The organism is Corallococcus sp. CA047B (assembly GCF_003612065.1).
In the GTDB taxonomy this organism is placed as follows: Bacteria; Myxococcota; Myxococcia; order Myxococcales; family Myxococcaceae; genus Corallococcus; species Corallococcus praedator.
Genome location: NZ_RAWD01000067.1, coordinates 1 through 25086, shown reverse-complemented (window position 1 = coordinate 25086; position 25086 = coordinate 1). Strand labels below are relative to the sequence as shown.

17 protein-coding genes are annotated in these 25086 nt (G+C 70.5%); 6 read left to right on the top strand and 11 right to left on the bottom strand.

Annotation, left to right across the window (positions count from 1 at the left end; all coding sequences use genetic code 11):
* Positions 1-8: 8 nt before the first annotated feature.
* The 4 genes from D7X74_RS13465 to D7X74_RS13450 all read right to left on the bottom strand — a co-directional run bounded on the left by D7X74_RS13465 (position 9) and on the right by D7X74_RS13450 (position 7650).
* A complete protein-coding gene (locus tag D7X74_RS13465) occupies positions 9-2957 on the bottom strand; it encodes a DEAD/DEAH box helicase (protein ID WP_120533348.1) in 2949 nt (982 codons plus the stop codon).
* Positions 2958-3026: 69 nt separating this feature from the next.
* Complete coding sequence (locus tag D7X74_RS13460) at positions 3027-5057, bottom strand: TonB-dependent siderophore receptor (RefSeq protein ID WP_233602086.1); 2031 nt, start codon at positions 5055-5057, stop codon at positions 3027-3029.
* A gap of 189 nt (positions 5058-5246) precedes the next feature.
* Positions 5247-6335, bottom strand: coding sequence for a PEGA domain-containing protein (locus D7X74_RS13455; protein ID WP_120533346.1), 1089 nt, complete (start codon positions 6333-6335; stop codon positions 5247-5249).
* Between the two features lie 43 nt (positions 6336-6378).
* Positions 6379-7650 carry a serine/threonine-protein kinase gene (locus tag D7X74_RS13450; protein ID WP_199741820.1) on the bottom strand — a complete coding sequence of 424 codons (1272 nt, stop codon included), beginning with the start codon at positions 7648-7650 and terminating at the stop codon, positions 6379-6381.
* 180 nt (positions 7651-7830) lie between these two features.
* Between D7X74_RS13450 and D7X74_RS13445 the strand changes: the two genes are divergently transcribed.
* The 3 genes from D7X74_RS13445 (at position 7831) to D7X74_RS13435 (ending at position 11937) form a co-directional block, all read left to right on the top strand.
* Positions 7831-9171 carry an MFS transporter gene (locus tag D7X74_RS13445; RefSeq protein WP_120533355.1) on the top strand — a complete coding sequence of 447 codons (1341 nt, stop codon included), beginning with the start codon at positions 7831-7833 and terminating at the stop codon, positions 9169-9171.
* 223 nt (positions 9172-9394) lie between these two features.
* On the top strand, positions 9395-10864 hold the full coding sequence (locus D7X74_RS13440) for an ATPase domain-containing protein (RefSeq protein ID WP_120533344.1): 1470 nt from the start codon (positions 9395-9397) through the stop codon (positions 10862-10864).
* Positions 10861-11937, top strand: coding sequence for a HAMP domain-containing sensor histidine kinase (locus D7X74_RS13435; RefSeq protein WP_120533343.1), 1077 nt, complete (start codon positions 10861-10863; stop codon positions 11935-11937). The genes D7X74_RS13440 and D7X74_RS13435 overlap by 4 nt, the downstream gene beginning before the upstream one ends.
* Before the next feature lie 60 nt (positions 11938-11997).
* Here D7X74_RS13435 and D7X74_RS13430 read toward each other — a convergent pair whose 3' ends face one another.
* The 3 genes from D7X74_RS13430 to D7X74_RS13420 all read right to left on the bottom strand — a co-directional run bounded on the left by D7X74_RS13430 (position 11998) and on the right by D7X74_RS13420 (position 15773).
* A complete protein-coding gene (locus D7X74_RS13430; RefSeq protein ID WP_199741819.1) occupies positions 11998-13416 on the bottom strand; it encodes an RICIN domain-containing protein in 1419 nt (472 codons plus the stop codon).
* 87 nt (positions 13417-13503) lie between these two features.
* Positions 13504-13710 carry a YbdD/YjiX family protein gene (locus D7X74_RS13425; protein WP_120533341.1) on the bottom strand — a complete coding sequence of 69 codons (207 nt, stop codon included), beginning with the start codon at positions 13708-13710 and terminating at the stop codon, positions 13504-13506.
* Positions 13707-15773, bottom strand: coding sequence for a carbon starvation CstA family protein (locus D7X74_RS13420; RefSeq protein ID WP_120533340.1), 2067 nt, complete (start codon positions 15771-15773; stop codon positions 13707-13709). The genes D7X74_RS13425 and D7X74_RS13420 overlap by 4 nt, the downstream gene beginning before the upstream one ends.
* Positions 15774-15891: 118 nt before the next feature.
* On the opposite strand from D7X74_RS13420, the gene D7X74_RS13415 reads away from it, so the two are divergent.
* Entirely contained in the window at positions 15892-17310 is a 1419-nt protein-coding gene (locus D7X74_RS13415; RefSeq protein WP_158622228.1) for a S41 family peptidase, read from the top strand.
* 30 nt (positions 17311-17340) lie between these two features.
* Here the strand turns inward: D7X74_RS13415 and D7X74_RS13410 are convergent, their stop codons facing one another.
* Positions 17341-19413 carry a lipoxygenase family protein gene (locus D7X74_RS13410; protein WP_120533339.1) on the bottom strand — a complete coding sequence of 691 codons (2073 nt, stop codon included), beginning with the start codon at positions 19411-19413 and terminating at the stop codon, positions 17341-17343.
* Between the two features lie 367 nt (positions 19414-19780).
* Positions 19781-21259: an NAD(P)/FAD-dependent oxidoreductase gene (locus tag D7X74_RS13405; protein WP_233602085.1), complete on the bottom strand. Its 1479-nt coding sequence runs from the start codon at positions 21257-21259 to the stop codon at positions 19781-19783.
* Between the two features lie 280 nt (positions 21260-21539).
* On the opposite strand from D7X74_RS13405, the gene D7X74_RS13400 reads away from it, so the two are divergent.
* On the top strand, positions 21540-22061 hold the full coding sequence (locus D7X74_RS13400) for a GNAT family N-acetyltransferase (protein WP_233595567.1): 522 nt from the start codon (positions 21540-21542) through the stop codon (positions 22059-22061).
* A gap of 24 nt (positions 22062-22085) precedes the next feature.
* Here the strand turns inward: D7X74_RS13400 and D7X74_RS42645 are convergent, their stop codons facing one another.
* Positions 22086-23603 (bottom strand): collagen-like protein, encoded by a 1518-nt coding sequence (locus D7X74_RS42645; protein ID WP_147446560.1) that lies wholly within the window; start codon positions 23601-23603, stop codon positions 22086-22088.
* Positions 23604-23789: 186 nt separating this feature from the next.
* Between D7X74_RS42645 and D7X74_RS13385 the strand changes: the two genes are divergently transcribed.
* A complete protein-coding gene (locus D7X74_RS13385; protein WP_120533336.1) occupies positions 23790-24314 on the top strand; it encodes a phage tail protein in 525 nt (174 codons plus the stop codon).
* A gap of 45 nt (positions 24315-24359) precedes the next feature.
* On the opposite strand, the gene D7X74_RS13380 is transcribed toward D7X74_RS13385, so the two are convergent.
* Positions 24360-24992 carry a YafY family protein gene (locus D7X74_RS13380; protein ID WP_120533335.1) on the bottom strand — a complete coding sequence of 211 codons (633 nt, stop codon included), beginning with the start codon at positions 24990-24992 and terminating at the stop codon, positions 24360-24362.
* Positions 24993-25086: the final 94 nt, after the last annotated feature.

The following is a 25086-nucleotide window of genomic DNA, read 5'->3' as shown; positions in this document are numbered from 1 at the left end:
GGCGAGCGTTACGCGAAGAGCTGGAGCAGGTCCTCCCGGGTGATGGCGGCGGCTCCGGAGGCTTCGCTGAGCGCGGCCTCGAACAGCGCCCGCTTCTTCTCCTGGAGGCCCAGTATCTTCTCCTCCACCGTGCCCTGGGACACCAGCCGGTAGACCATCACCGGCCGCTCCTGTCCGATGCGATGCGCGCGGTCCGCCGCCTGCGCTTCCACCGCCGGGTTCCACCACGGATCCATCAGGAACACGTGGTCCGCCGCCGTGAGGTTCAGGCCCGTGCCGCCGGCCTTCAGCGACATCAGCAACACCGGGGCTCCGTCCGGCCCCTGGAAGCGCGACGTCACGTCGCCCCGGTTCGTCGTCGTGCCGTCCAGGCGCTCGAACGCGATGCCCGCGCCCTTGAGCCCCGGCTCGATGAGGTCCAACAGCGACGTCCACTGCGAGAACACCAGCGCCTTGTGGCCTTCCGACACCGCCGTCTCCAGCGCATCCACCAGCGTCTGCACCTTGGAGGACGTCTTCGCGTGCTGGCCCGGCACGAGCGCGGAATGGCATGCCGCCTGCCGCAGCCGCAGCAGCGCCTCCAACGCCTTGAGCACGCTGCCGCCCTCGTTGAGCAGGGCGACCACCTCCGCTCGCGTGGCCGCCATCACCGCGTCGTAGACGCTGCGCTCACGCTCATCCAGTTGCACGTGCATCACCGAGTCCGTGCGCGGCGGCAGCTCCGGCGCCACGTCGCGCTTCAGACGCCGCAGGATGAACGGCCGGATGCGCCGACGCAGGCCCTCCGCCGCTCCCGGCTTGCCGTCCGCGATGGGCTGCGCCGTCTTCTCCTCGAACTGGCGGCGGCCTCCGAGCAGGCCCGGGTTGGTGAAGTGCATCAGGCTCCACAGTTCGTCCAGGCGGTTCTCCAGCGGCGTACCGCTGAGCGCGAGCCGCAGGTTCGCCTTGAGGCCGAACGCCGCCCGCGACACCTGGCTCTCCGGGTTCTTGATGGCCTGGGCCTCGTCCAGCACCACCGCCTCCCACGTGGGCGCGCCCAGCGTCGGCGCGTCCAGTCGCAGCAGCGCGTACGTGGTGAGCGTCACGTCCGCCGTGGGGTCCAGCTTGCGGCCGGGGCCGTGGTAGACGCAGACCTTCAACGAAGGCCGGAAGCGCTGCAGCTCCGCCACCCAGTTGGGCAACACGCTCGTGGGACACACCACCAGCGAGCGCGGCCCCAGGATGCAGATGGTCTGGAGCGTCTTTCCCAGACCCATGTCGTCCGCGAGGATGCCGCCCAGCCCCGCGCCCTTGAGGAACCCCAGCCAGCTCACGCCCTGCTGCTGGTAGGCGCGCAACGTGGCGTTGAGCTCCGCCGGCAACACGGGCGGTGGCAGCTTTTCGAAGCCCTCCACCATGGGCGCAAGCTTGTCCAGGCCCGGGGGCGGCGGCTGATCCAACGATTCGCACAGCGCGGTCAGCTCCGGCAGCGCGTGGTTCGCGACCCGGCCGTCCGACTGGCGCGCGGCCAGGAGGTCCGCGACACGCTGGCCGTTCTTGTCCAGCCACGCTCGCGGCAGCGGCGCCCACCCGCCACCGTCCAACGGCACGAGCCCCAGGCCCTCGGTCCAGGCCCGCACCACCGCAGCCGCATCCACCGTGCGCGCTCCGCCCTTGCCTCCCTCCACGTCGAACTCCAACGTGAAGCGCACCTGCGGCACGCCTCCGTCCGACGCGCCTCCCTCCACGCGCAGCGACGGCCTCAGGCGCATGTCCGGACTGACGATGCCCGCGGCGTCTCCGCCCAGGTCGCCGCGCCACTTCCGCAGCTTGTCCGCGAAGCGCATCATCTCCGGCCCCTGCACCGTGAGCCTTCGCCCGGGCACGAGGTTCAGCTCGTCGCGGAGCTGGTGGAGGAGCTTCGTCTCCGCGGCTTCGTCGCGCAGGGGCACCGCGCCCCGCAGGTACACCATGCGCCCGTTGTCGATCCTCACCGTGGGCGGCGCGCCGTACACCAGCGTGGGCAGCACCGACAGGCCCGCGGTGAGCTGGTTCAACTCCAGGAGGATGCGCGGCTTCAGGTCCCGGTCCAACGGCGGCAGGCGGCGGCTCTTCACGTCCACCGGCATGCGCCGCGCCAGCTCCGGCAGCACCTTGGCGGACAGCTCCCCCAACTGCTCCGGCGCGTAGGTGCGCACGAGCGGCAGGTGCTGGAGCCACGCGCCCGTCATCGACGTCTCGCCCAGGCGCACCAGCGCGTCGGACGTCAGCGCGACGCCCGGGCTCACCACCTCCGTGACGCGCGGGTCGCTGAACACCGTCAGCACCCACTGCTGGCCCCGGTCCTCCACCTTCGCGCGCGGGGGCAGCACCTCGCTGGACACCGCCACCGGACGGCCGTCCAGCAGCACGTTGCGCGCGGGCTCCAGCGCCCGCAGCAGCGCGTCCAGCTTCTCCGCCAGCAGCGGTCCCCGCGTGCGCCGCTCCAGCAGGCGGTCCATGTTCAGGTCCACCTGCTCCACCTGCAACGTGACGCCGCCCGTGGGCTTCGCGATGCGACCGGCGAGGCTGTCCTCCAGGGGCTCCTCGGTGCCGTCCGCGTGCGCGAGGACGCGGTGCAGTTGCAGGCCTCCTTCCACGCGCGTGAAGCGGTACACCACGCGCGACCAGCGCTCCGCCACGGCCTCCAGCGGCGCGTCCTGCTTCTCCGCCTGCTCCAGGGAGATGGCCGCCGCGACGACGTGCTCGCAGGGGTCCACGCGGCTGGGGCAGTCACACTCCCACGCATCGTCGCCCGGGTAGAGGACGACCGTGAGGGCCACCGGCCGCCCCGCCGCCTTCACCCTCAATTCAATCTCGGTGGCCGTGCGCGACTGGAGCGCCACCGCCCCCGCTCGCGCCAGACTCACCCCGTTGGACCAGATGCCGGGGCGGGCTTCTTTTCGGACGGCTTCGAGGAGCTGGGCGTTGTCGGACATGGCAGGGGCGTTCCCTACGCCCCGCCACGCCCCCGCGCAACGTCCGATGCGGCACGAGTGCGCGCTGCCCTACTCGTCGTCGTACGCCGGCTCGAACAGGTAGGTGAGCCGCACCAGGAACTCCCGGGTGAACACCGGCAGGGGCGCGTGGCCGCCGTTGTAGGGCTGGGCCACCCGGAAGTCGCTGCCCAGCAGGTTGTAGACGCCCGCGCCAATCTCCAGGCCCTTCGTGCCCACGTTCTCCGCTCGCACGAAGAGGTTGAGCAGCAGGCGGGGTGACAGCGTCTGGACCTCCGACACGCCCTCGTCGTCCGGGGCCCCGACGGCGAAGCGCTGGCCCACCAGCACGGCCGTGGGGCTGAGGGACAGCCACGGCAGCAGTTTCGCGGTGCCCGTCAGCGTCGCCTTGTGCGTGGGCAGGCCGGTGAAGGCCTTGGGCTGCCCGGGCACCAGGTAGTCCTCCACGTCGTTGCGCCCGCCGGGCCGGTAGAACGAGTAGCCCACCTGCGCGCGCCCCCAGGGGCCCCGGACGCGGTAGTCCAATTCCACGCCCCGGCTGCCCAGGCGCCCCAGGTTGCGGTACGCCTCCGAGTCCGTGTCCGTGTCGTACGAGTAGATGATGGGGTCCGTCACGCCAGCGTCGAAGGCGTTGGCGCTCACCGTCTGGCCCTCGCCCAGGCGCACCGTGGCCTCCAGCTCATACACCGTGGTGCGCTCCGGCCGGACGTCGTCGCCCAGGGAGATGTTCTCGATGCCGGGCGCACGGAAGGCGCGGCTGTAGAGGGCCTTGCCGCTCACCGGGCCAAAGGACTTGAGCAGCACCAGCCGGGGCACGAAGGAGCTGCCGAAGAAGCTGTGGTCTTCAAACCGCGCGCCCGCCACCACCGTGGCGATGGGGTTGTCCGAGTACACCTCCACGAAGCCCGCGAAGTTGCGGTAGGAGACGACGTCCTGGTCGCCGTTGAAGGGCTCCTGCTGGCCGATGCCCGCGGGCCCCAGGAGCTTGCCCTGGTCGAACGCCAGGTCCAGGCCGCCCGTCAGTTGGAGGACGTCGAGCGCCGCCCACCGCGCCAGGGCCCGGCCACGCAGGCGCCGGTAGCGCTTGTCGTAGAAGAAGTCCGAGGCCTCGTCGGAGTCCCGGTACGACTCGCCCAGCGTGAGGTTCAGCCGGGGGATGATTTCGATGCGGTCCGTGGGGCGGAAGCGGTCGCTCAGCTCCGCGTGGAAGGACTCGAAGTCGGTGTTGGCCGGCTCGGGCAGCACCTCGTCCACGGACACGACGGAGGTGGTGTCCTGGCGCTGGTACAGCAGGCTCAGTTGCAGGTCGCGGTAGCCCACGCCCGCCTGCACCACCGTGGGATCCAGGCGCGACGCGCCGTTCATGCTCGCGGAGTCGCCGTAGAAGTCATCGAAGATGACGTCGCTTCGCTGACCCTGGCCCAGCGACGCGGAGGCGAAGGCGCTCAGGCCCGGCACGCCTTCAAACACCTTGCGGCCCGACAGCGTGAGGCTGCGCCGGCCGTTGCCGTGCGACAGCTGCCCGTAGGTGCCCACCGCCAGCACGTCCGTGCTGCCCTGGATGCCCCGGGTGATGACGTTGATGACGGCCAGCTCCGCGTTGCCGCCGTAGATGACCGAACCGGGACCGCGCACGACTTCGATGCGTTCGATGAGCTCCACCGGGAACTCATGGCCCAGTTGCATCGTGGAGTAGAGCTGCTCGTTCATCTCCTTGCCGTCGATGATGAGCAACACCTTGCCTTCCTGGCCCCACAGGCCCCGGAAGCCCGGCCCCACCACGCCCGACACGTCCACGCCGAAGAAGAAGCCCGGGACGAGCAGGAGCACGTCCATCAGGTCGCGCGCACCCGAGGCGCGAATCTCCTCCGCCGTCACCGCCGTGACGACCGCCGGCGAGTCGTGCAGCTTCGTGATGGCGAACGAGGCCACCTGGCTGTGCACCTCCGGCTCGTCCTCCAGCGCCTCCAGCCGGGCCTCCTGCTGGGAGGGCGTCTCCGGCGGCCCCGGGTCGATTCCCTGCTCGGGTTCGCCCTGGGCCCAGCCCGTGCCCGCGCCCAACAGCGCCAGCAACACAGCCACACGACGGCCCGACCCGCAGCGCCTGGTGAAACCCATACGCGACAAACCTCTCGAAGGCGGAAGGATGCGCGCGGCGTCGTCCGGGGGGAGGGACACCGTGCGCGCGAGCCGTGAGTGTACCGGCTCCAGCGACATCCGAAAGTTCTGGGATTGCGCGCACCGCGTCGAATTCCGACGTGGGACTGTGTTTCAGCGCACGCGCACGCGGGTGCTGCGGCCCGGCTCGACGTCCACCGTCATGCGGCGCTTCACCTCGCCGTTGACGCGGACCTCCACGCGCGCGGGCCCCGCCGGCAGCGCCTGCGCGGAGATGGGCGGAAAGCCATACGGCCGGTTGTTGATCCACACCTCGCCGTAGAGGCCCGGCGACGTCACCTCCAGGTCGCCCCGCTGCGCCACCTGCGCCACGGCGGCCTTCGCGACGGACGGCTCCGGCGGCGGCGTGGGCTCCGGGGCGCGGGCGTTTGGCGCGAGCCCTCCGGTGGGCACCGCGCCAACGGGCGGAGCGGAGGACGTCGCCACCACCGGCACGGCGACGGGCGCGGGCCTGGAGGCGGGCGGCGTCAGTTCGGCGGTGAGGTCGCGGTTGAGCGAGCGCACCGAGTCCTCGGCCACCTCCAGCGTCTCCGAGTAGAGCTGACGGTCGCCCTGCGCGAGCACCACGCGGTGCGAGCCCGCTGGCACCGACAGCCGCGCGGGCGTCATGTCCAGCGCCTTGCCGTCCACCAGCACCACCAGCCCGGGCGGCGTGGACGTCACCAGCAGGAGGCCGCCCTTGCGTTCGGATTCCGTTTCAGAAGCCTGGGCCTGCTGCTGCTCGCGGGCCTGGCGCGCGGCGGCGAGCCTGGCGGCGCGGGTGCGGGGCGTGGGCTTCGACCCGGACGGCTCACGTGGAGCGGAGGCCGTGGGCGCGCGCGCCTGTTCACGCGCGCGCAGGTCGGTGGCGATGCGCAGCAGCTCCACCACGTCGCCGTGGGGATCATTGCGCAGGCTGAGCGCTTCGGTGAACTCCGTCACCGCCCTGGCGTAGTCGCGGTCCTCCAGCGCGGCGAGCCCCGACGCGCGCCGGGCCCGGGCGAGGCCCGCCTTCGCATCGTCGGCGGGGGCCGCGGCGGGTGGCGTCGTTCCGGGCGCGGCCGGCTCCACGCGCGCGACGAGGGGCGCGGGCGGGACGACGGCCTGCGCGGCACGGCGGGAGCGCATCACCAGGTACGCCCCGGTGTTCACGGCCACGGTGCCCAACAGGATGACGGCGACCCAGGTCTTCTGATTCTTCACGTTCGATGTCCCGCTTCCCACGACACGGTGCGCCCCTGCCCCTTCACGCCACGAACAACCAGAACAGCGCGCTGCCCACCGCGGCGACGCCCGCCGCGGCCGCGAGCCCCCAGGGGAACGCCTCGGACCCGGCCGCCTGTTCCGCGGGGGGCGCGATGAGTCCCGTCGGTCCCGTGCCCGTCCCCGTCGTGCCGCGCGGCAGCACGCCGGTGACCACCAGCGCGCTGGGCTCCAGGGCCTGGACTCCTTCCGGAGGCGCGAAGGGCGAGGGGCTGGAGATGCCCGTGGGCGTGCGCGTGGAGCCCAGGCTGGTGGAGCCCGGCATGGACCCGGGCACCGCGACCGCCGTGGACACCCGGCCCCTGTCATCCGGCGGGAAGAGCGTGGCCATCAGCGTGGCCAGCTCCCGGCCTCCGGACGTCCAGTGCTGCGTGCCGCGGAAGCGCTCCAGGTCGTCGTGCACCTCGCGCGCGGTCTGGTAGCGCGCGTCCTGATCCTTCGCGAGCAGTTTGAGGAGGATGCGCTCCAGTTCAGGCGAGAAGCCCGGCGACACCTGCGACGGCGCGGGCACGTCCCCCTGCGACGCGGCCACGATGGTGGCCTCCATGGTGTCGCGCTTGAACAGGCGCCGGCCCGTGGACAATTCGTAGAGGACGATGCCCAGCGAATACAGGTCCGAGCGGTGGTCCAGCTCCCGGTTGGTGATCTGCTCCGGGGACATGTAGGCGTACTTGCCCTTCACCACCCCCGCCACCGTGCGCTCCAGGTTCACGGAGCTCTTCACGATGCCGAAGTCCGCCAGCTTCACGATGCCGTCGCGCGACACCAGCACGTTGCCCGGCGTGATGTCCCGGTGCACCAGCTTCAGGGGCGTGCCGTCCGACAGCGTCTTCGCGTGCGCGTAGGACAGCGCATCCGACATCGCGAGGCCCACGTCCACCGTGACGCGGTTGCCCAGCGGGATGGAGGCCGCGGCGGCGTGCCGCATGATGCGATCCAACGACTGGCCCTGGATCCACTCCATGGCCAGGTAGTACTGACCGTCGATCTTCCCGAAGTCGAACACCTGCACGATGTTCGGGTGCGTCAGGAGCGCCGCCACCTTCGCCTCGTCCGCGAACATGCGGCTGAAGGGCTCCAGGTTGGCGTACTCCGGCAGGATGCGCTTGATGACGCACGCCTTGGAGAAGCCGTCCGGTCCGTCGATGGTGGCCAGGAAGATGTGCGCCATCCCACCCACGGCGAGCCGCTGGAGGATGCGGTACTTCCCGAAGCGCTCATCGGCTCCAGGTGCGACCGGCGAAGGCGTCACCATATCAACCCTGTCCAACTTGTACTCCCAGGACGGAACTCGGAATCCCCGGAAGATAGCGATGACGCGAGGTCCCCACAAGTTTCGCTCTCCCTGTCAACATGTTTTGCGGTGAATACCTTTTAACAACGTAACGGATGGGGACCGCCCGGGGCTCCCGGCGTATCCTCCGGGGCCTTGCGCATGGCGACCTCCCCTACCGACGCCCTTCCCGCTTCCGCCGCCACCCGTCCGCTGTCCTCGCGGGACATCCGCACGCTGGGGCTGGCGGCGCTGGGGGGCGCGCTGGAGTTCTATGACTTCATCATCTTCGTGTTCTTCACGGCGGTGATGGGCCGGCTGTTCTTCCCCCCGGAGACGGCGGACTGGCTGCGGCAGTTGCAGACGTTCGGGCTGTTCGCGGCGGGCTACCTGGCGCGTCCGCTGGGCGGCATCGTGATGGCGCACTTCGGGGACCGGACGGGGCGCAAGCGGATGTTCACGCTGAGCGTCTTCCTGATGTCGGTGCCCACGCTGCTCATGGGCCTGCTGCCCACGTTCGCCACCGCGGGGTACGCGGCGCCGGTGGCGCTGCTGGCCTTGCGGTTGTTGCAGGGCGCGGCGGTGGGCGGCGAGGTGCCGGGGGCGTGGGTGTTCGTCTCCGAGCACGTGCCCGCGCGCCGGGTGGGGCTGGCGTGCGGCACGCTCACCGCGGGCCTGACGCTGGGCATCCTGCTGGGCTCGCTGGTGGCCACCGCCATCAACACCGTCTTCACGCCCGAGGAGGTGCTGGCCTTCGCGTGGCGCCTGCCGTTCGTGGTGGGCGGCGTGTTCGGCTTTTTCGCCGTGTTCCTGCGCCGGTGGCTGCAGGAGACGCCCGTCTTCGAGGAGATGCGACAGCGGCACGCGCTGGTGCGGGAGCTGCCGCTCAAGGCCGCGCTGAAGGGCCATGCGCCCGCGGTCGCGGTGTCCATGCTGCTCACCTGGGTGCTCACCGCCGGCATCGTGGTGGTCATCCTGATGACGCCGACGCTGGTGCAGCAGCTTCACGCCATCCCCGCCGCCCGCGCGCTGGGGGCCAACAGCGTGGCCACGCTCACACTCACCGTGGGGTGCGTCTGCTTCGGGATGCTCGCGGACCGGCTGGGCGCGGCGCGGGCCCTGGCGCTGGGGACGGTCGCGCTGCTCGCCGCCGTGCAGCTCTTCTACCGGGGCGTCGCCCATGCTCCCGGACAGCTGGTGCCCCTGTACGCGCTGGTGGGCTTCTGCGTGGGCGTCGTGGGGGTGGTGCCCGCGGTGATGGTGCACGCCTTTCCTCCAGCCGTGCGCTTCTCCGGCATCTCCTTCTCGTACAACGTGGCGTACGCCCTGTTCGGCGGCCTGACGCCGCTCATCGTCACGCTGGCGATGAAGCAGAACCCCCTGGCGGCCGCCCACTACGTCACGGCGGTCTGCTGCGTGGGACTGGCGGTGGCGGTGTACCTGTTGCGCAAGGCGCCCACTGGCTCCAGCGGGGTGGATGAAGCCCCCGCGCCGTCGCGCTGAGCCCCGTCGTCCACCTGCCCGGGGGGCGGAGGTGTTCACCGGACGCCGGTACGCCGTGTCCCCTCCGCAAGGCGCTTCTCCAGGTCGAAGGTGTCCGCTATGCCCCGAACGTGGAGTTGAAATTCGGGCAGGCCGCTTCCGCGATCCCTACCTTGTCCCGGCGCGCGCGCTTTCGAGCGGCAGAGCCTCGCGCATTGCTTCCCGCCGCCCGGTGAACCCTGGAATGCCCAGCAGCGAACCGTCGCTCTTCCAAAGTGGCATCCCCAGCTTCGACGCTCTCCTGGGAGGAGGCATTCCCTCCCGGCAGGCGGTGATCGTCACCGGCACGCCGGGGTGCGGCAAGACGGTGCTCTGCAGCCAGGTGGCCTTCGATGCCGCATCACGCGGCATCCCGGTGGTGATGGCCACCGTCACCTCGGAGCCCCATGACAAGCTGATGAGTTCGCTCTCCAGCTTCTCCTTCTTCAAGCCCGAGCTGCTGGGCGAGAAGCTCTTCGTCATCAGCGCCTACTCGGCGCTCAAGCGCGGACCGAAGGAAGCGCGCGACCTGCTGCTCCAGACGGTGCGCGAGCACAAGGCCGGCGTGCTGTTCATCGACGGGCTGCGCTCCATCCGGGACCTCTGGTCGGACGAGGCGCGGCTGCGCGAGTTCCTCTACGAGCTGGGGATCGGCCTTTCGGCCGTCAACTGCATTGGCCTGTTCACCACGGAGTACCCGCTGGACCGGCTGATGGGGCTGCCGGAGGCGACCACGGTGGACGGCATCGTGGCGCTGTCCATCCAGCCCCAGGGGGCGCGACGGTTGCGCCGCGTGGAGGTGGTGAAGCTGCGCGGCCGGGAGCACCTGACGGGCGAGCACGTCATGACCATCAACCAGGGCGGCGTGGAGTTCATCCCCCGGCTGGAGTCCACGCCCCTGGACTTCCACGACGAGCCGCCCACGCTGGCGCGCAAGGGGTTCGGGCTGCCGGAGCTGGACACGCTGATGTTCGAGGGGCTGCCCGAACTCAGCACCACCATGCTCGCGGGGAGCATGGGCATTGGAAAGACCCTGCTGGCCACCCACTTCGTCGCGGACGGGGCGCGCAGGGGCGAGCAGGGGCTGTTCGTCTCCTTCTTTGATTCGCCCGCCATGCTGATGGCGCGTGCGAAGCGCGTGGGACTGGACGTGGCGGCCCTGCACCGCGACGGGCTGCTGAGCTTCCAGCACGTGCCTCCCATGGAGTTGGAGGCGGATGTGTTCGTGCGGGACGTCCTGCGCAAGGTGGAGGCGCTGGGCGTGAAGCGGCTGGTCATCGACGGGCTCAGCGAGTTGGAGCAGTCCATCCTGGACCCGTCGCGGCGCCGGACGTTCCTCGCCTCGCTGGCGATGCGGCTGCGGATCCTGGGCGTCACGTCCATCTTCACCCGTGAAGTGCCCAAGGTCGTCGGCACGGAGCTGGACTTCAGCGACGCGCCGGTAGCCATCCTGGGAGAGAACCTGCTGCTCTTGCGCTACGTGGAGCTGCACGGGCGGATGCACCGCATCCTGTCCGTGCTCAAGATGCGCGACAGCAAGTACGCCAGCGACCTGCGCGAGTTCCAGATCAACGACACCGGGGTGAAGGTGCTCGCGCCGCTGCGCTCCGCGGCGGGCCTGCTGACGGGTCAGGCACAGCCCATCGGCTCCACCGTGGGAGGTGCCAAGGAATGAGCCTTGTCCTCATCGCGGAGGATGAAGAGGCGCTGCTGGAGGTCTTCTCCGAGGTGGTGGAGGACCTGGGCCACCGCGTGGTGCGCGCGCACAACGGCGAGGAGGCCCTGATGCTCGCGCGGACGGAGCCGCCGGACCTGGTGGTCAGCGACCACATGATGCCCCGCCGTACCGGCATGCAGTTGCTTCACGCCATGCGCTCCGAGCCCACCCTTTCGGAGGTGCCCTTCCTGCTGTTGAGCGCGGCCCGGCCGTCCGGGCGTGAAGCAGCGCAGACGTTCCTGGCGAAGCCGGTGGACCTGGCCACCTTCGAGCACGCGGTGAACTCGGCGCTCCAGAGCCATGCGACGATCCGCACGGAAGCGGCCCATGCCTCGCGCGAGTCGGCCACAGCGGTGAGCCTGGCCCGCGAGGAGATGCTCAACTGGGTGGCGCACGAGCTGAAGACGCCCCTGAGCTCCGCGCGGCTCAACACGCAGATGCTCCTGCGCAAGGTGCACAAGCGCGGCATCGAGGACGAGAGCCGCTCCGCGGAGGCCATCCTGCGGCAGTTGGACCGGATGAACGGGCTGGTGACGTCCATCCTGGACGCGTCCCGGCTGGCGGACGGGAAGCTGGAGTTGAGGCAGGAGCCCACGGACCTGGCGCGCTTCCTCCAGGAGCTGGTGCAGGACTGGCGTGAGATGCAGCCGGAGATGGACTTCACGCTGCAGTTGGGAGAGCCGGTGGAGCCCTTGTCCCTGGACGCGGAGCGGGTGCGCCAGGTGCTCAACAACCTGCTGTCCAACGCGGTGAAGTACAGCGGGGAGTCGCGGCGCATCGAGGTGGGCATGACGCTCAGCCCGGGCCTCGTGCTGGTGCACGTGCGCGACTGGGGCGTGGGCATCCCCGCCAGCGCCCTGCCCCACATCTTCGAGCGCTTCCAGCGCGCGGACTCCGACCGGGGACGGGGGCATGGCCTGGGGCTCTTCATCGCCGCCGCGCTCGCGAAGCTGCACGGCGGTTCGCTGTCCGCCCGGTCCACCCTGGGCGAGGGCTCCACCTTCATCCTGCGGTTGCCCCGGCGCAGCTGAGCGCGCCTCGTCCGTGAGGACGGGGCCGGCGACGCGACCGGCTCCGTCACTTCCAGCGGGCTACCGCGCTTCCATGCGGAACTGCTGGCAGTCGTTGTTGGACCAGGTCCACTGCTGCAGCAGCGTGCCGTCACCGCTGCCGCCCTGGCAGCCCGTCACGTCCAGCACCTTGCCGCTGTGGCGCGCCTCCAGCCGGACGTAGCCGTTGCCCAGGTCCACCGGCTTGAACTGCTGGTTGCTCCCGTTGGAGTACGTCCACTGCTGGAGCCCCGCGCCGTCCGCGCCGCTGGCGTCCTTCACGTCCAGCGCCTTGCCGCTGTGACGCGACACGAAGCGGTAGTAGCCGCTGTCCGTCGCCTCCATGGACCACTGCTGGCTTGCGCCCGTGTGGCAGGCCCACTGGTGGATGATGGCGCCATCCGCCGTGCTGGGACCGGAGATGTCCACGCAGCGGCCGGAGGCCTTGTTCACCAGCCGGTACGCTCCCGTGCCGCCCGTGCCCTGCGCCACCGAGTCGATGGCGTTGAGCAGCGACGTGCTCCCGGACGTGTCCTGGCTCAGCTCCCAGATCATCACGCCGCCGTTCTGAAGGCCCAGCCGCGTCTTGGCCTGGATGGTCGCGATGCCGTTGTAATAGACGTCCCCGACGTTGTCCTTGTAGGGCGCCTGCGAGTCGCGCGCGACCAGCTCCGAGTAGCCCACGTAGCTGGACGGAGAGCGGCCGTAGAACGGCACGCCCAGCACCGCCTTGGACGCCGGCAGCCCGCGCCCCTTCCAGTAGTTCAGCGACTGGACCGCGAGGTCATACGTCGAATGCGGCTGGCCGCCGTCGTAGGCCATGATGTTGAGGAAGTCGACGTCGCTGAACACCGACGCCGGCACGCCTCCGCCCGTGTAGCCGTTGGCCACCACCGCCGCCGTCAGCAGCTTGCCCCGGGTGTGCATCGCCGTGCCCAGCTCGCGCATGAGCAGCGCGTAGTTGTTCCCCGACGTGCCGGGGTCCGGGTACTCCCAGTCGATGTCCACGCCATCCAGACCGACGGCGTTGACGAAGTTCACCACCGAGTTCACGAACGCGGTGCGCGTGCCCGCGCTCCCGGCCATCTGTTCGAAGGCGCTGTCGTTGCCGTCGTTCCAGCCCCCCACCGCGATGAGCACCTTCACGCCCTGCGCGTGCGCCTTCGTCACCAGCGAGCGCAGCCGCGTGTCCGAGCTGCTCACGCCCGTGAGCCCACCCTGCGCCGTGGGCAGCGCGAACGCGTAGTTGATGTGGCTGAGCTTGCCGTACTGGAGCGTGTCAACGTTCCCCGCCCACGTCGGCAGGTAGCCCACCACGCGCGTCGCCAGCGCCGGGGACTCCACCGCGCCCAACGATTCATCGGACGTCGGAACGTCCCCGGGGCCCGAGCAGCCCCCCAGCGATGCGAGAAACACGGCGCCCAGCGCCAACGTCCGGAACGGCGTTGCGATGCGAGACACGGCAGACTCCTGCGTCATGGGTTTGACGGGCCGAACCCGTAAAAACCCATCAACCAGTTTTGCCGGAAAAACTCAACGACTCATCGTTCAGCAGCAGCGCCCCCCTCCGCCCCGGTAGCGGGCCTGGAGGCGGTCGTTGAAAAACTCCGCATAGGTCATCACCGCGCGGTCCGGATGGTGACGGTGCATGTGGGCGACATAGGTGTCGTAGTCGGGCACGCCAATCATCTGGCGCGCGATGCGCACGGACTTGCGCCAGCCCTGCTGGAGCGCCTGGACGAAGGCCGCCCTCACCGTTGCACCGGAGCGGCGGCAGCCACGTAGGGCGTCTCGTGCGCGGTGGGCACCGGGGAGCGCCGGGCCGCGAGGATGGCGCGCACGCCGAAGAAGAGGGTCGCCACGACCACGGCCATGAAGAACACGGTGAGGGCGGCATCCAGGTAGTCGTTGCGGATGATCTGCTCCATCTCCTCCACGGATTTCGCGGGGGCGATGACGCGGCCTTCAGCCACCGCCTGGGAGAAGGCCCTCGCGTGGGCGACGAAGCTCACGCGCACGTCGCTTCCGAACACCTTCTGGAAGCCGGCGGTGAGTGTGCACAGCACCAGCCACGCGGCGGGGATGCCGGGCACCCAGACGTAGCGCTCGCGCTTCATCTTCACCAGCACCACGCACCCCAGCGTGAGCGCCACGGCGGCGAGCATCTGGTTGGCGATGCCGAACAGCGGCCACAGCGTGTTGATGCCGCCCAGCGGATCCACGACGCCCTGGTAGAGGAAGTAGCCCCAGGCGCCCACGCACAGCGCGGTGGCCAGCAGGTTCGCGCCCCAGGACTCCGTGCGCTTCAGGGGCGCGTAGACGAGGCCCGCCAGCTCTTGGATCATGAAGCGGCCCACGCGGGTGCCGGCGTCCACCGTGGTGAGGATGAAGAGCGCCTCGAAGAGGATGGCGTAGTGGTACCAGAAGGCCATCATCCCCTGCCCGGACACGAGCCCGTGGAGGATCTGCGCCATGCCCACCGCCAGCGTGGGGGCGCCACCCGCGCGGGACAGGATGGTCGTCTCACCGATGTCGCGCGCCGTCTGCTCCAGGATTTCGGGGGTGATGACGAAGCCCCACTGGCTGAGCGTCTGCGCCGCCTGCGTCGCGCTGGTGCCGATGAGCGCCGCGGGCGAGTTCATGGCGAAGTAGACGCCGGGGTCCAGCACCGACGCGGCGATGAGCGCCATGATGGCCACGAAGGCCTCCATCAACATGGCGCCATAGCCCACCATGCGCGCGTCTGCTTCGCTGGCCAGCATCTTCGGGGTGGTGCCGGACGCGATGAGCGAGTGCCACCCGGACACCGCGCCGCACGCGATGGTGATGAACAGGAACGGGAACAGGCTGCCGGAGAACACCGGACCGGAGCCGTCCACGAACCGCGTCACCGCCGGCATGCGCAAATCGGGCGCCGCCAGCGCGATGCCCACCGCGAGCAGCATCACGGTGCCAATCTTGAGGAAGGTGGACAGGTAGTCGCGCGGCGCGAGCAGCAGCCACACCGGCAGCACCGCCGCGCAGAACCCGTAGCCGATGAGCAGCCACGCCAGCGCCTTGCTGTCGAAGGTGAACCAGGGCGCCCAGGTGGCGGACTCGGACACCTGGCCACCCAGGTAGATGCTGAGCATCAGGAGCACGAAGCCGACGATGGACACCTCCAGCACCTTGCCGGGGCGCACGTAGCGCAGGTACAGGCCCATCAGCACCGCGATGGGGATGGTCATGCCCACGGTGAAGGTGCCCCAGGGGCTGTGCGTCAGCGCCTTGACGACCACCAGCGCCAGCACCGCGAGGATGATCATCATGATCATCAGCACGCCCACCATCGCCGTCACGCCCGCCGCCGGCCCCAGCTCCATGCGGACCATGTCGCCCAGCGACTTGCCGTCGCGGCGGATGGACAGGAACAGCGTCACGAAGTCCTGCACCGCGCCCGCCACCACCACGCCCACGAGGATCCACAGCGTGCCGGGCAGGTAGCCCATCTGCGCGGCCAGCACCGGGCCCACCAGCGGACCGGCGCCCGCGATGGCCGCGAAGTGGTGGCCAAAGACAACCCACCGGTCCGTGGGCACGTAGTCCAGGCCGTCATTGCGAAGCTCGGCGGGGGTGGCGCGCGTGGGGTCCAGGCGCAGCGCTTTTTCGGCAATGAACCGGCCGTAGAAACGATATCCCAGCATGAACACCGCGACCGAGGCGACCACCAGCCAGATGGCGTTGATGGACTCCCCCCGGTGCAGCGCCACCACGCCCAGGCTGAACGCCCCGGCCAGGGCCAGCAGCACCCATCCCAACTTCCGAGCGACTCCACCCATGAGGACTCCCCGTCGCGGGCACGGCACCAACACCCGGCGCGGGGTTTATAGCGCACCCGTTGTCCCACCCCGCCCCGCGCGCGATGGGATGTCGGATCCTGAAGGAAGCCTCCCCGCCATGAACCTCCCGCGCCTCCGTCCGCGCGCTGTCCTGCCGTTGCTCCTCGTCGGCCTGCTGACCGCGTGCGCCACGTCACGTCCTGCCTTGGGCCCTGTTGACGCATCCGGGCCGGAGGTGTGGCGCTCTCGCGGGTATGGGTGGTTGCTCTCGGTGACGCCGGAGGGACTGCGCCTGCACCATGAGACGGCGGCGGGGTGCCATCCGGATCCCGCTTCTTCGTCGGAGCTGAAGCAGCTGTTTGGCGTCCAGGCGCCGGGGCCCTCGGAGGGTGTCCGGGACTTCTTCCCCGCGCCGGGGGAGACGCGCTACCGGTTCGACCGCATCGCCGCGCTTCCCGAAGACTGCGACCGGCACACTGTGTGGAGCGCTCCGGAGCTGTTCAATGTGTTCCAGGCGACCTTCGCGGAGCACTACGCGTACTTCCCCGAGCGGGGGCCGGAGTGGTTGGCGCGATTGGAAGCGGAGCGTCCCCGGGTGTCTCCAAGCATGGAGGGCCGGGCGTTGTTCACCCTCTTCGCGGAGGCACTCCGGACACTGGGCGATGCGCATGTGGCGCTGCTGGCGGATGACGCTTCGTCGGACGCGCTCACGTACGAGGAGCGCGCCACGGGGACGTTCGCGCTGCTGGAGCAGGAGGCCCGGCGGACGGGGCGCACCCCGAAGGCCGTGCAGAAGGAGTGGTTGGGCGCGTACCGCGATGGAATCCTCCAGACGGTGCTGCGCGGCCAGGGCCACCACGTCGCGAACCAGCGCGTGTTCTGGGGCTTCGCCGCGCCCGGGGTCGGCTATCTCAACGTGATGACGCTGGGGGGTTTCGTCGCCGCGACGGACGGCGATGACGCGACGCCGGAGCAGGAGCTGGCCGCGCTGGAGCCCGTGCTGGATGAGGCGATGGCCGCGTTCGCGGGGGCCACGGCGGTCATCGTGGATGTGAGCAACAACCGCGGGGGCCATGACGTCGTCGCGCGGGCGATCGCGGCGCGCTTCGCGGACCGGCCCCGGCTTGCGTATTCCAAGTGGGCGAAGGGGGCGAAGGACGTCCCGCCCCAGGAGTTCATCCTCACGCCCACGTCACGTCCGGCGTTCCATGGGCCCGTCCACCTGGTGACGAGCGACATCACGGTCAGCGCCGGGGAGGTCTTCACGCTGGCGATGCGCGCCCTGCCCCAGGTGCGCCACGTGGGCACCCGCACGCGGGGCAGCTTCTCCGACGTGCTCGTCAAGCCGCTGCCGAATGGCTGGACGGTCCACCTGTCGAACGAGCACTACACCGACCCGAAGGGAGAGGACTTCGAGGCACGCGGCGCACCGCCCCAGCAGCCCCTGGACGTGTTCCCCGAGGCGGACCTGTCACACGGGCATGCGGGGGCGATGCGTGCGCTGGCCGATTCGCTGGAGGCTCGCGGCGCGAAGTAGCGACGCGGCCCCCCAGCCTGAAGACCTCCGTCAGATGTTGATGCTCTGCGGAATCTCCGAGGGCAGCAGCGAGCGGTACGGGATGCGGCGCAGGTTGCGTCGCGCGATGGTCGCCTCCACCTCGCCGAGCCGCGTCTGGAAGTCCTGCAGGGGGACCGCCACGCGCGGATCCTGGAAGTACGACCCCGAGACGTACCGGTCATACGAGCCGAGGGCGCCGAAGTACACGCGTCCCAGCAGGGTCATCAGCGTCTGCTGCGAGAAGGCCTGCTGGAGCGGCGGCATGTACGCGAGGAGCGCCTGGATGTCGTCGGCCTTCGCGGCGAGCGGCGCGCCGGGCAGGGGCGCGTAGGCCGCCAGCGGCAGGGACGGCGTGAAGGACATGACGTAGGACTGGGGGAAGTTCACCGCGGCGTGCTGCGCGCTCGCGGTGAAGATGATCATCGTCACCAGGTCCGCGAGGTAGCCACGGGTCTTGAGGACGCCGTCCTCGCCGATGTCCTGCAACCGTCCGCCCTGGGGCGAGGCCAGCTCCTTCAACCAGGACTGGAGCTCGTAGTCCGACACCACGTCCGCGTCCGAGCCGTAATAGAGCGACACGTAGTCCGACACCCATTGATGGAGCGACGCCCAGACGAGCAGCCCGTCATCCCGGTACGGGTAGTCCGGGAACGCCTGCGCATCGTCCACGCCCCGGTTGGCGAAGCTGCGCGGGAACAGTTCCTGGTTGAAGCGGAAGCCCTCCACGGCCTGCACCGCCAGGGACGCGGACGCTTCGATGGTGCCCGGCAGCAGGCGGTCCACGAAGCCCCCCGGCGCGATGAGCGACTCCACGGCCGCGTTGTTGATGGCCAGCGTGCCCTGGAAGTGGGGCGCCAGCAGGACCTGGAGCGGGTGCTCCGGCGGAAGCTGTCGCGCGGTCGCCAGGGTGAAGGCCTCGATGAGCAGGTGGGTGAGCCCCAGGTGGCTGATCATCTCGTGCCAGGTGCCATCCGCGACCTGGAGGAAGAGCCGGGCAATCTCCCAGTTCAGCCCTTCCGAGGGCGTGACGACGGGCGTGGAGGGCCCCGGCGTCTGGGAGCACTGGATGGCCACCGCCCGCAGCAGCCGGTCCGCTTCACCCGCGCGGGGCACCGCGAAGAGGGCCAGCGGCGCGCAGACGTATTTCTGGGTCGGGAAGGTGCCCGCCTTCAGCCCTTCGAGCACCGCGTAGTCCGCGAGGTACACGCGGCCTTCGCCCATGGCCGTGGCGAGGCTGTCCTGCGGCCCCATCGTCGAGCGGAACTGCGCGTCCGTCACCGGGAAGCGCGCGTCGGGTGCGGACAGGCGACGGAGCACCACGGGGTTGGGGCCCGCGACCCGCAGGCGCGCGAACATGACGTCGTCGAGCGCGGCGCCCGCCCCGGGCGTCATGGGCAGCAGTTGGAACTGCGACTGGTAGCCTTGGAGGTTCTTCGGCTGTCCGTACTGCCCGATGACGCGCAGGAGCAGATCAAAGGCCGTGTCGCCCAGGAACTGGGACAGGTGGCCCAGGGAGTCCTTGAGCCCTTCCGCGAACTGCTCCAGCGAAGCGGGTGACGCCGGCTGCGCGCCCCGCGGGTTCAGCGGGGAGGCGGAGGAGGACCGCGTGCCACCGCCGCCGCCCAGGTCGATGGCGAACGACGGACCCGTTCCCGTCGCGAGGCCCTGCCCCGAGGCCACGCCCGCGAGGGCCACGGCGCTGGCCGGCGCGGAGATGACGTGGGTGGCGTCGAAGAGGCGCGAGAGGTTCAGGTGGTGGGTCTTGAGGTCCAGGTAGGCCTGCTCCGCCTTGTGGAGTTCCTCCTCGGTGAAGTCCTCGAGCTTCTTCGCGAGCGAGTCCGCCGACTCGAACAGATGCGAGCCCATGGAGATGAGGTTGCCGGTAATGCCTAGCGCCTGGTTCAGCACGCCCAGTGTCCAGACAAAGGCGAAGTTCTGCCCTGGGGGCACGGATTGCGCGACGCCCAGGGGTTGGACGCGCGTGGTGAAGTCGTAGACGTATTGCGTCTGGAGTTGGGCAAGCTGCTGCTTGCGCTGCTCCTGGGCCTGGGCGGAATCGTTCTGCGGCAGCGTGGGAGTCATTGGCATTCCTGGCGGGTGGGGTCCAGGGCGGGGCCGCGCTCCGGGAAGGCTCGGCCATCCTCCTCCAAAGCCAACACAAACAACCAGGGGCCCGCGCCGAATCGCCCCGCGGTCGGGGGGCGCGAAACACCCACCCGGCGTGGGGCGTGAACGGATGGACCTCTTCCTGCCTCCGGGGGCACCTGGGCCGCCTCCGTGTCAGGGGGCCAGGCAGGGAGGCAACCCGAAGCGTCGTGCCATCGCTGGCAGGAAGACCTACCTCTTCTCCCGTGGAGCCCGTGGGTCCCCACGAGGAGGACAACCGATGCCGACCCGTTCCCCCCGCCCGGAGGCGCCATGGGTGCGCCGGGAACGGGCTCCCGGTGGTTCAGCTCGCGGCGCGCCGGGCGGAGGTGACGTAGTCGGACGGGTCGAAGTGCTCCACGCGCCGTCGGAACGCGGAGGTGGTGCCGGGCCAGAGGGCGGAGTTGCGCCCCGTGGCATCCATGTACCAGCTGCGGCAACCGCCCTGGCTCCAGACGGTGGTGGACATCCGCGCGTCGAGCTCGCGGACGAAGGCGTCCTGCACTTCCGGCTCGGGCTCCAGGGCGGCGCCTGCTCGTGCCTCCAGGTAGCACAGCGCCCCCAGCACGTGCTCCATCTGGGCCTCCATCATCAACAACACGGAGGTGTGGCCCAGGCCCGTGTTGGGCCCCTGGAGCAGGAAGAGGTTGGGAAAGCCGCTCACGGTGAGGCCCAGGTAGGCGCGAGGGCTGCCCTCCCAGACCTCCGCGAGCGTGCGTCCGTCGCGCCCCCGGATGTGGTGTCCCAAGGGCATGTCCGTCACCGCGAACCCGGTGCCGAAGACGAGCGTGTCCACCGGGTGCACGGCGCCGTCCTCCGTGACGACGTCGTGCTCGCGCACCTCCCGGATGTGGGACGTGACGACCTCCACGTTCGGGCGCGTGAGGGCCGGCAGGTAGGTGTCGGAGAACAGGATGCGCTTGCAGCCCATCGTGTAGTGGGGCGTGAGTTTGTCGCGCAGCACCGGATCCGCGACGACGTGCCGGAGGTGGCGCAGCACCCAACGCTGGGCCAGGCGCAGGACCCACGGGTGCTGGAAGCCCAGCACGAGGGCATCCCGCAGCAGGCGCAGGCCTTCACGCAGGAGCCACCGGACACGCGGAACGCGGGCGTACAGCGCCTTGCGCAGCGCTCCGATGGGCTGGTCGCCCCGGGGCAGCACCCACGCGGGCGTGCGTTGGAAGAGGACGAGCCGCCCGACGACTGGTTGGATCTCCGGGACGAGCTGGACCGACGAAGCGCCCGTGCCCACCACGCCCACAGCGCGACCGGCCAGCGCGTACCCCGGATCCCACCGCGCCGAGTGCATCGCCTTGCCCTGGAAGCGCTCCAGGCCGGGCAGCGCGGGGATGACGGGTTCGCTCAGCGCGCCCACCGCGGGCACGAAGACGTCCGCGGTGAGTGGGCCGTGGGAGGTCTCCAGGGCCCAGCGGTTGCGCGCGGCGTCCCAGCGCGCGGACAGGATGGCGTGCTGGAAGCGCAGGTGCGGCGCCAGGTGGAAGTGCGCCACGCATTCACGCAGGTAGGCGTGGATCTCCCAGGCCGGGGAATAGACGCGCGACCAGCCCGGATTCGGCACGAAGGAGAAGGAATACAACAGCGACTGCACGTCGCACGCGCAGCCAGGATAGACATTGTCGCGCCAGACGCCGCCCACGTCGTCGGCGCGTTCGAGGACGAGGAAGTCCTCGATGCCCTCCTGCTTCAGCCGGATGGCCATGCCCAGGCCCGCGAAGCCCGCGCCCGCGATGGCGACATGCACGTGTGACGGGAGACGGGACACCGGGTGGACCTCCTGGAGCGGACGGGCCGCCCCTTGGGATGGCGCTCCGCGACGGACCGGAACAGGACAGGAGAGCCCATCCTCTCCCCACGTCGGGCGCGCACGCCGTCACCAAACCTCGCGCTTTCCCGATACGGTGGAGCCCATCCGCCGGACAGGCCTGCCTGCCCCCATGCCACGCCTGGGAGAGGTGGTGCGCTTGGAAGGACCCGCGCGCTTCAGGAGGATACTGTCCTCCTGGCCGCGCCCTTCGCGCAGCCTCCAAGGACGGTCCCTCACCGTGACGATTCCCGCGCCCTCCGTACACCACCTGCGCCCCGTCACGCCCGTGGATGACGGCTTCCTCTTCACGCTCTACGCGAGCACCCGCGCCCGGGAGCTGGCCTCCTGGGGCTGGGGCGCCGCGCAGCAAGAGGTCTTCCTGCGCACGCAGTACCAGGCCCAGTCGCGCCACTACGCCGCGATCTACTCCCCGGAAGGCCACGCCCTCATCGAGGTGGACGGAGTCCCCGTGGGCCGTCAGTGGCTCGTGCGCACGGAAGCGGAGACGCTGTTGGTGGACCTGGCCCTGCTGCCCTCGCACCAGGGGCAGGGGCTGGGCACGCGCCTGCTGTGCGCGATTCAAGAGGAGGCGGCCCGGGCGCGCGTGGCTGTCCGGCTGAACGTCACGCGCGACAATCCGGCGCTGCGGCTCTACACCCGGCACGGGTTCACGCCCGTGCCGGGAAACTCGCCAGCGTCACCCTACCTGGAGCTGTGGTGGAAGGCGCCGGACGATGGGGCCGGGACCGACGTCAGGTGAACGCCGGTCCCGGAGACTTCGGGCTCACAGGCCCAGCAGCGACTCCGGCTCGGGGACGACCGTCTGGAGGAAGTAGCCGCCCGTGCCCGCGCTGGCATTCCCGTTCGTGGTCGTGCCCGGGATGATGCCTCCGCCATTGCCTCCCGAGCCGCCGCTGCCGCCGCCGCCGCCTGCCGTGAGGATGCTGGTGCCCGACTGCGGCGCCGCGTTGGCACCTGCGCTGCCCTCCGACACCACCACGGAGCCCGTCACGCTGGGGCTCGCGGAAGCGATGAAGTGGACGATGCCACCGCCACCGCCACCGCCACCGCCCTCACCCGTGCCGAGGTTGCCGTTGTAGCCATCCGCGCCATTGCCACCCTGCGCGCGGATGATGCCCCCCAGCGTGATGGTCCCCTTCGCCGCCACCAGGACGATGCCGCCACCGCCGCCGCCCGTGCCCACGATGGACTGGCCCGCCGTCTGGGGGTTCACGCCACTGACCCCGCTCGCGTTGATGGTGCCACCAACGACGATGCGCACGTTGCCCCGCGCGGCCAGCATCACCGCGCCACCGCCAGCGCCACCGTTCGCGCCCGCGCCCGCGTAGAGGCGAGCACCGGCCCCGCCGGACGCGTTCTGGACCCGCCGCACCTGTGCGCCCTGGAACGACGCGAGCCCCACGCCACCGCTGTACGAACCCGCCGCCGTCCGGGCGACTCCGGCAGGAGCCTGGCCGCCGCCCAGGTCCTCCGCCCCAGGACGCACGGTGAGCGTCCCGCTCACGGTGATGTCACCCGAGGAGCGCAGCACCGTGCCACTGGGGACGATGAGTGTGCCCACGATGTTGATGCTGCTGAACTGGAGGTTGAAGCCCGAGGGAAGCTGGGACACGCCCGTGGGGGTGGTGAGGTCCACCGTCTGGCCGGAGCCCACGGTGAACGCGCCCGCGGAACCGTCGCCGTAGAGCCCCTGGGTGCCCGCCACGCCCTGCGGCCCCTGAGAGCCCGTCGCCCCCGTGGAACCCGGCGCTCCCGCGGGCCCCACCGGGCCAGCCGGGCCGACCGGGCCGGCTGAGCCCGTGTCGCCCTTGTCTCCCTTCGCGCCAACAGCGCCCGCCGAGCCCGTGTCGCCCTTGTCTCCCTTCGCGCCAACAGCGCCCGCCGCGCCCGTGTCGCCCTTGTCTCCCTTGGCGCCGGCAGGACCCGCGATGCCCTGCGGACCGATGGGCCCCATCAGGCCCATGGCGCCCTGCGGTCCCGTCGCGCCCGCGGGACCCGTGGGGCCCGCGATGCCCTGCGGTCCGGGCTCGCCCGCACCCGCCGGACCGATCTCGCCCTGAGGACCCATGAGGCCGGGCTCGCCCGTAGCGCCCTTCTCACCCTGGGGACCGGCCGGGCCCGTCGCTCCCGCGGGGCCCGTCGCTCCCGGAGGGCCCTCGGGGCCGGCGGGCCCATCCCCCGTCTGGCCCGTACACGCGGACACCATCAGGGTCGCGCAGAGCGACAACACTCGGAAGCGTGAGAACTCCCCACGGAGGGGCACGAAGAATCGAAGTGACATGGATTGGGTCCTCCCCCAACAGCAGGCGGTGCGGCGACGTGCAGCGTAGGAGAAAGCGCCGCCACGCCCTGTGAAGCTTCGCACACCCCGGGTCGGATTAATGAATGACGCGCCACGACCTTTCTTCAGGGTGGGCGGGCATGTTCTGTTCGGCGCGGAACACCCACCATCCACCCAGGGGGAACCATGTCTGAACCGTACATTGGCCAGATCATCATGTTTGGAGGCGACTTCGCGCCTCGCGGCTGGGCGCTCTGCAACGGCGCGCTGCTTTCCATCGCGCAGAACCAGGCCCTCTTCGCCATCCTGGGCACCACCTACGGCGGCAATGGCACGACGACCTTCGCGCTGCCGGACCTGCGAGGGCGCTTTCCCATGGCGCCGGGCCAGGGCCCGGGGCTGGCTCCGCACACCCTGGGAGAGGCGGCCGGCGGGCAGTCGGTGACGCTGATCTCGACGCAGATGCCCGCGCACACCCACCCGCTGATGGCGAACATGCAGGAGGGCAACGCGGAGAGCCCGGAGGGCGCGTACCTCGCCGCCTATCCTCCCGGCACCACCCCGACCCCCTACAACACGACGCCCAACACGGTGATGGGCCCCCAGGCCGTGGGCATCGCGGGCGGCGGTCAGCCGGTGCCCATCATGAACCCATACACCGTCGTGAACTTCATCATCGCGACGGAGGGCGTCTTCCCCTCGCGGAGCTGATGCCAGACACCGGAAGGCTCCGCGCCAGACGCGGGGCCTTGCGCGTCACCCCAACACTTCCGCGCGGGTGATGCGGTCCAACCGGAAGTGGCGACGTTCGCCGGACGCGAGGTCCACCGCGTCCAGCCGCGTCTCGTGCCGGTCCATCACCACGGACTCGATGCGCACCTCGCGCACCGTCTCCAGGAAGTTGCCGTCCACGTAGGTGATGCGCAGCGGCTGGCGTTCGAACCACGCGCGCTCCAGCGACTCACGCACCCCTTTTCGCGTCGGCAGCGACGGCACGCCCAGGAAGGTCAGCTCCCGCAGCCGGGCCAGCAGCTCGCGCTGCGCGGACGTGGACAAGGCCGAGCGCACCTTGTCGAGCGCCGACTCCAGCGTCCCCGTGAAGGGCAACAGCCGCATGTCGATGGCGAAGCGGCCCAGCGCCACGATGAGCGCCGCCTCGCGCGCGGTGAAGTTCACCGGCGGCAGGCTGTAGCTGCGGTCCAACGCATAGCCCCCGCCCCGGCCCCGCTCCGCGCCCACGGGCAGGGACGCGGCGCGCAGCGTGTCCAGGTCCCGGTAGATGGTCCGCACCGTCACGCCGAAGCGCTCCGCGAGCACCTCCGCGGTGACGCCGGTGCGGCGACCCCTCAAGTACTCCGCGAGGGCGAAAAGACGCTCGGTGCGCTGCATGGCCTTGGAATCCTGACATACCGCTGTCAGCCGGGGGCCTCAAGCTGCGGGAAAGCGACCGTGATGCGAAGCCCCTTCGACAGCCCGGTGGACC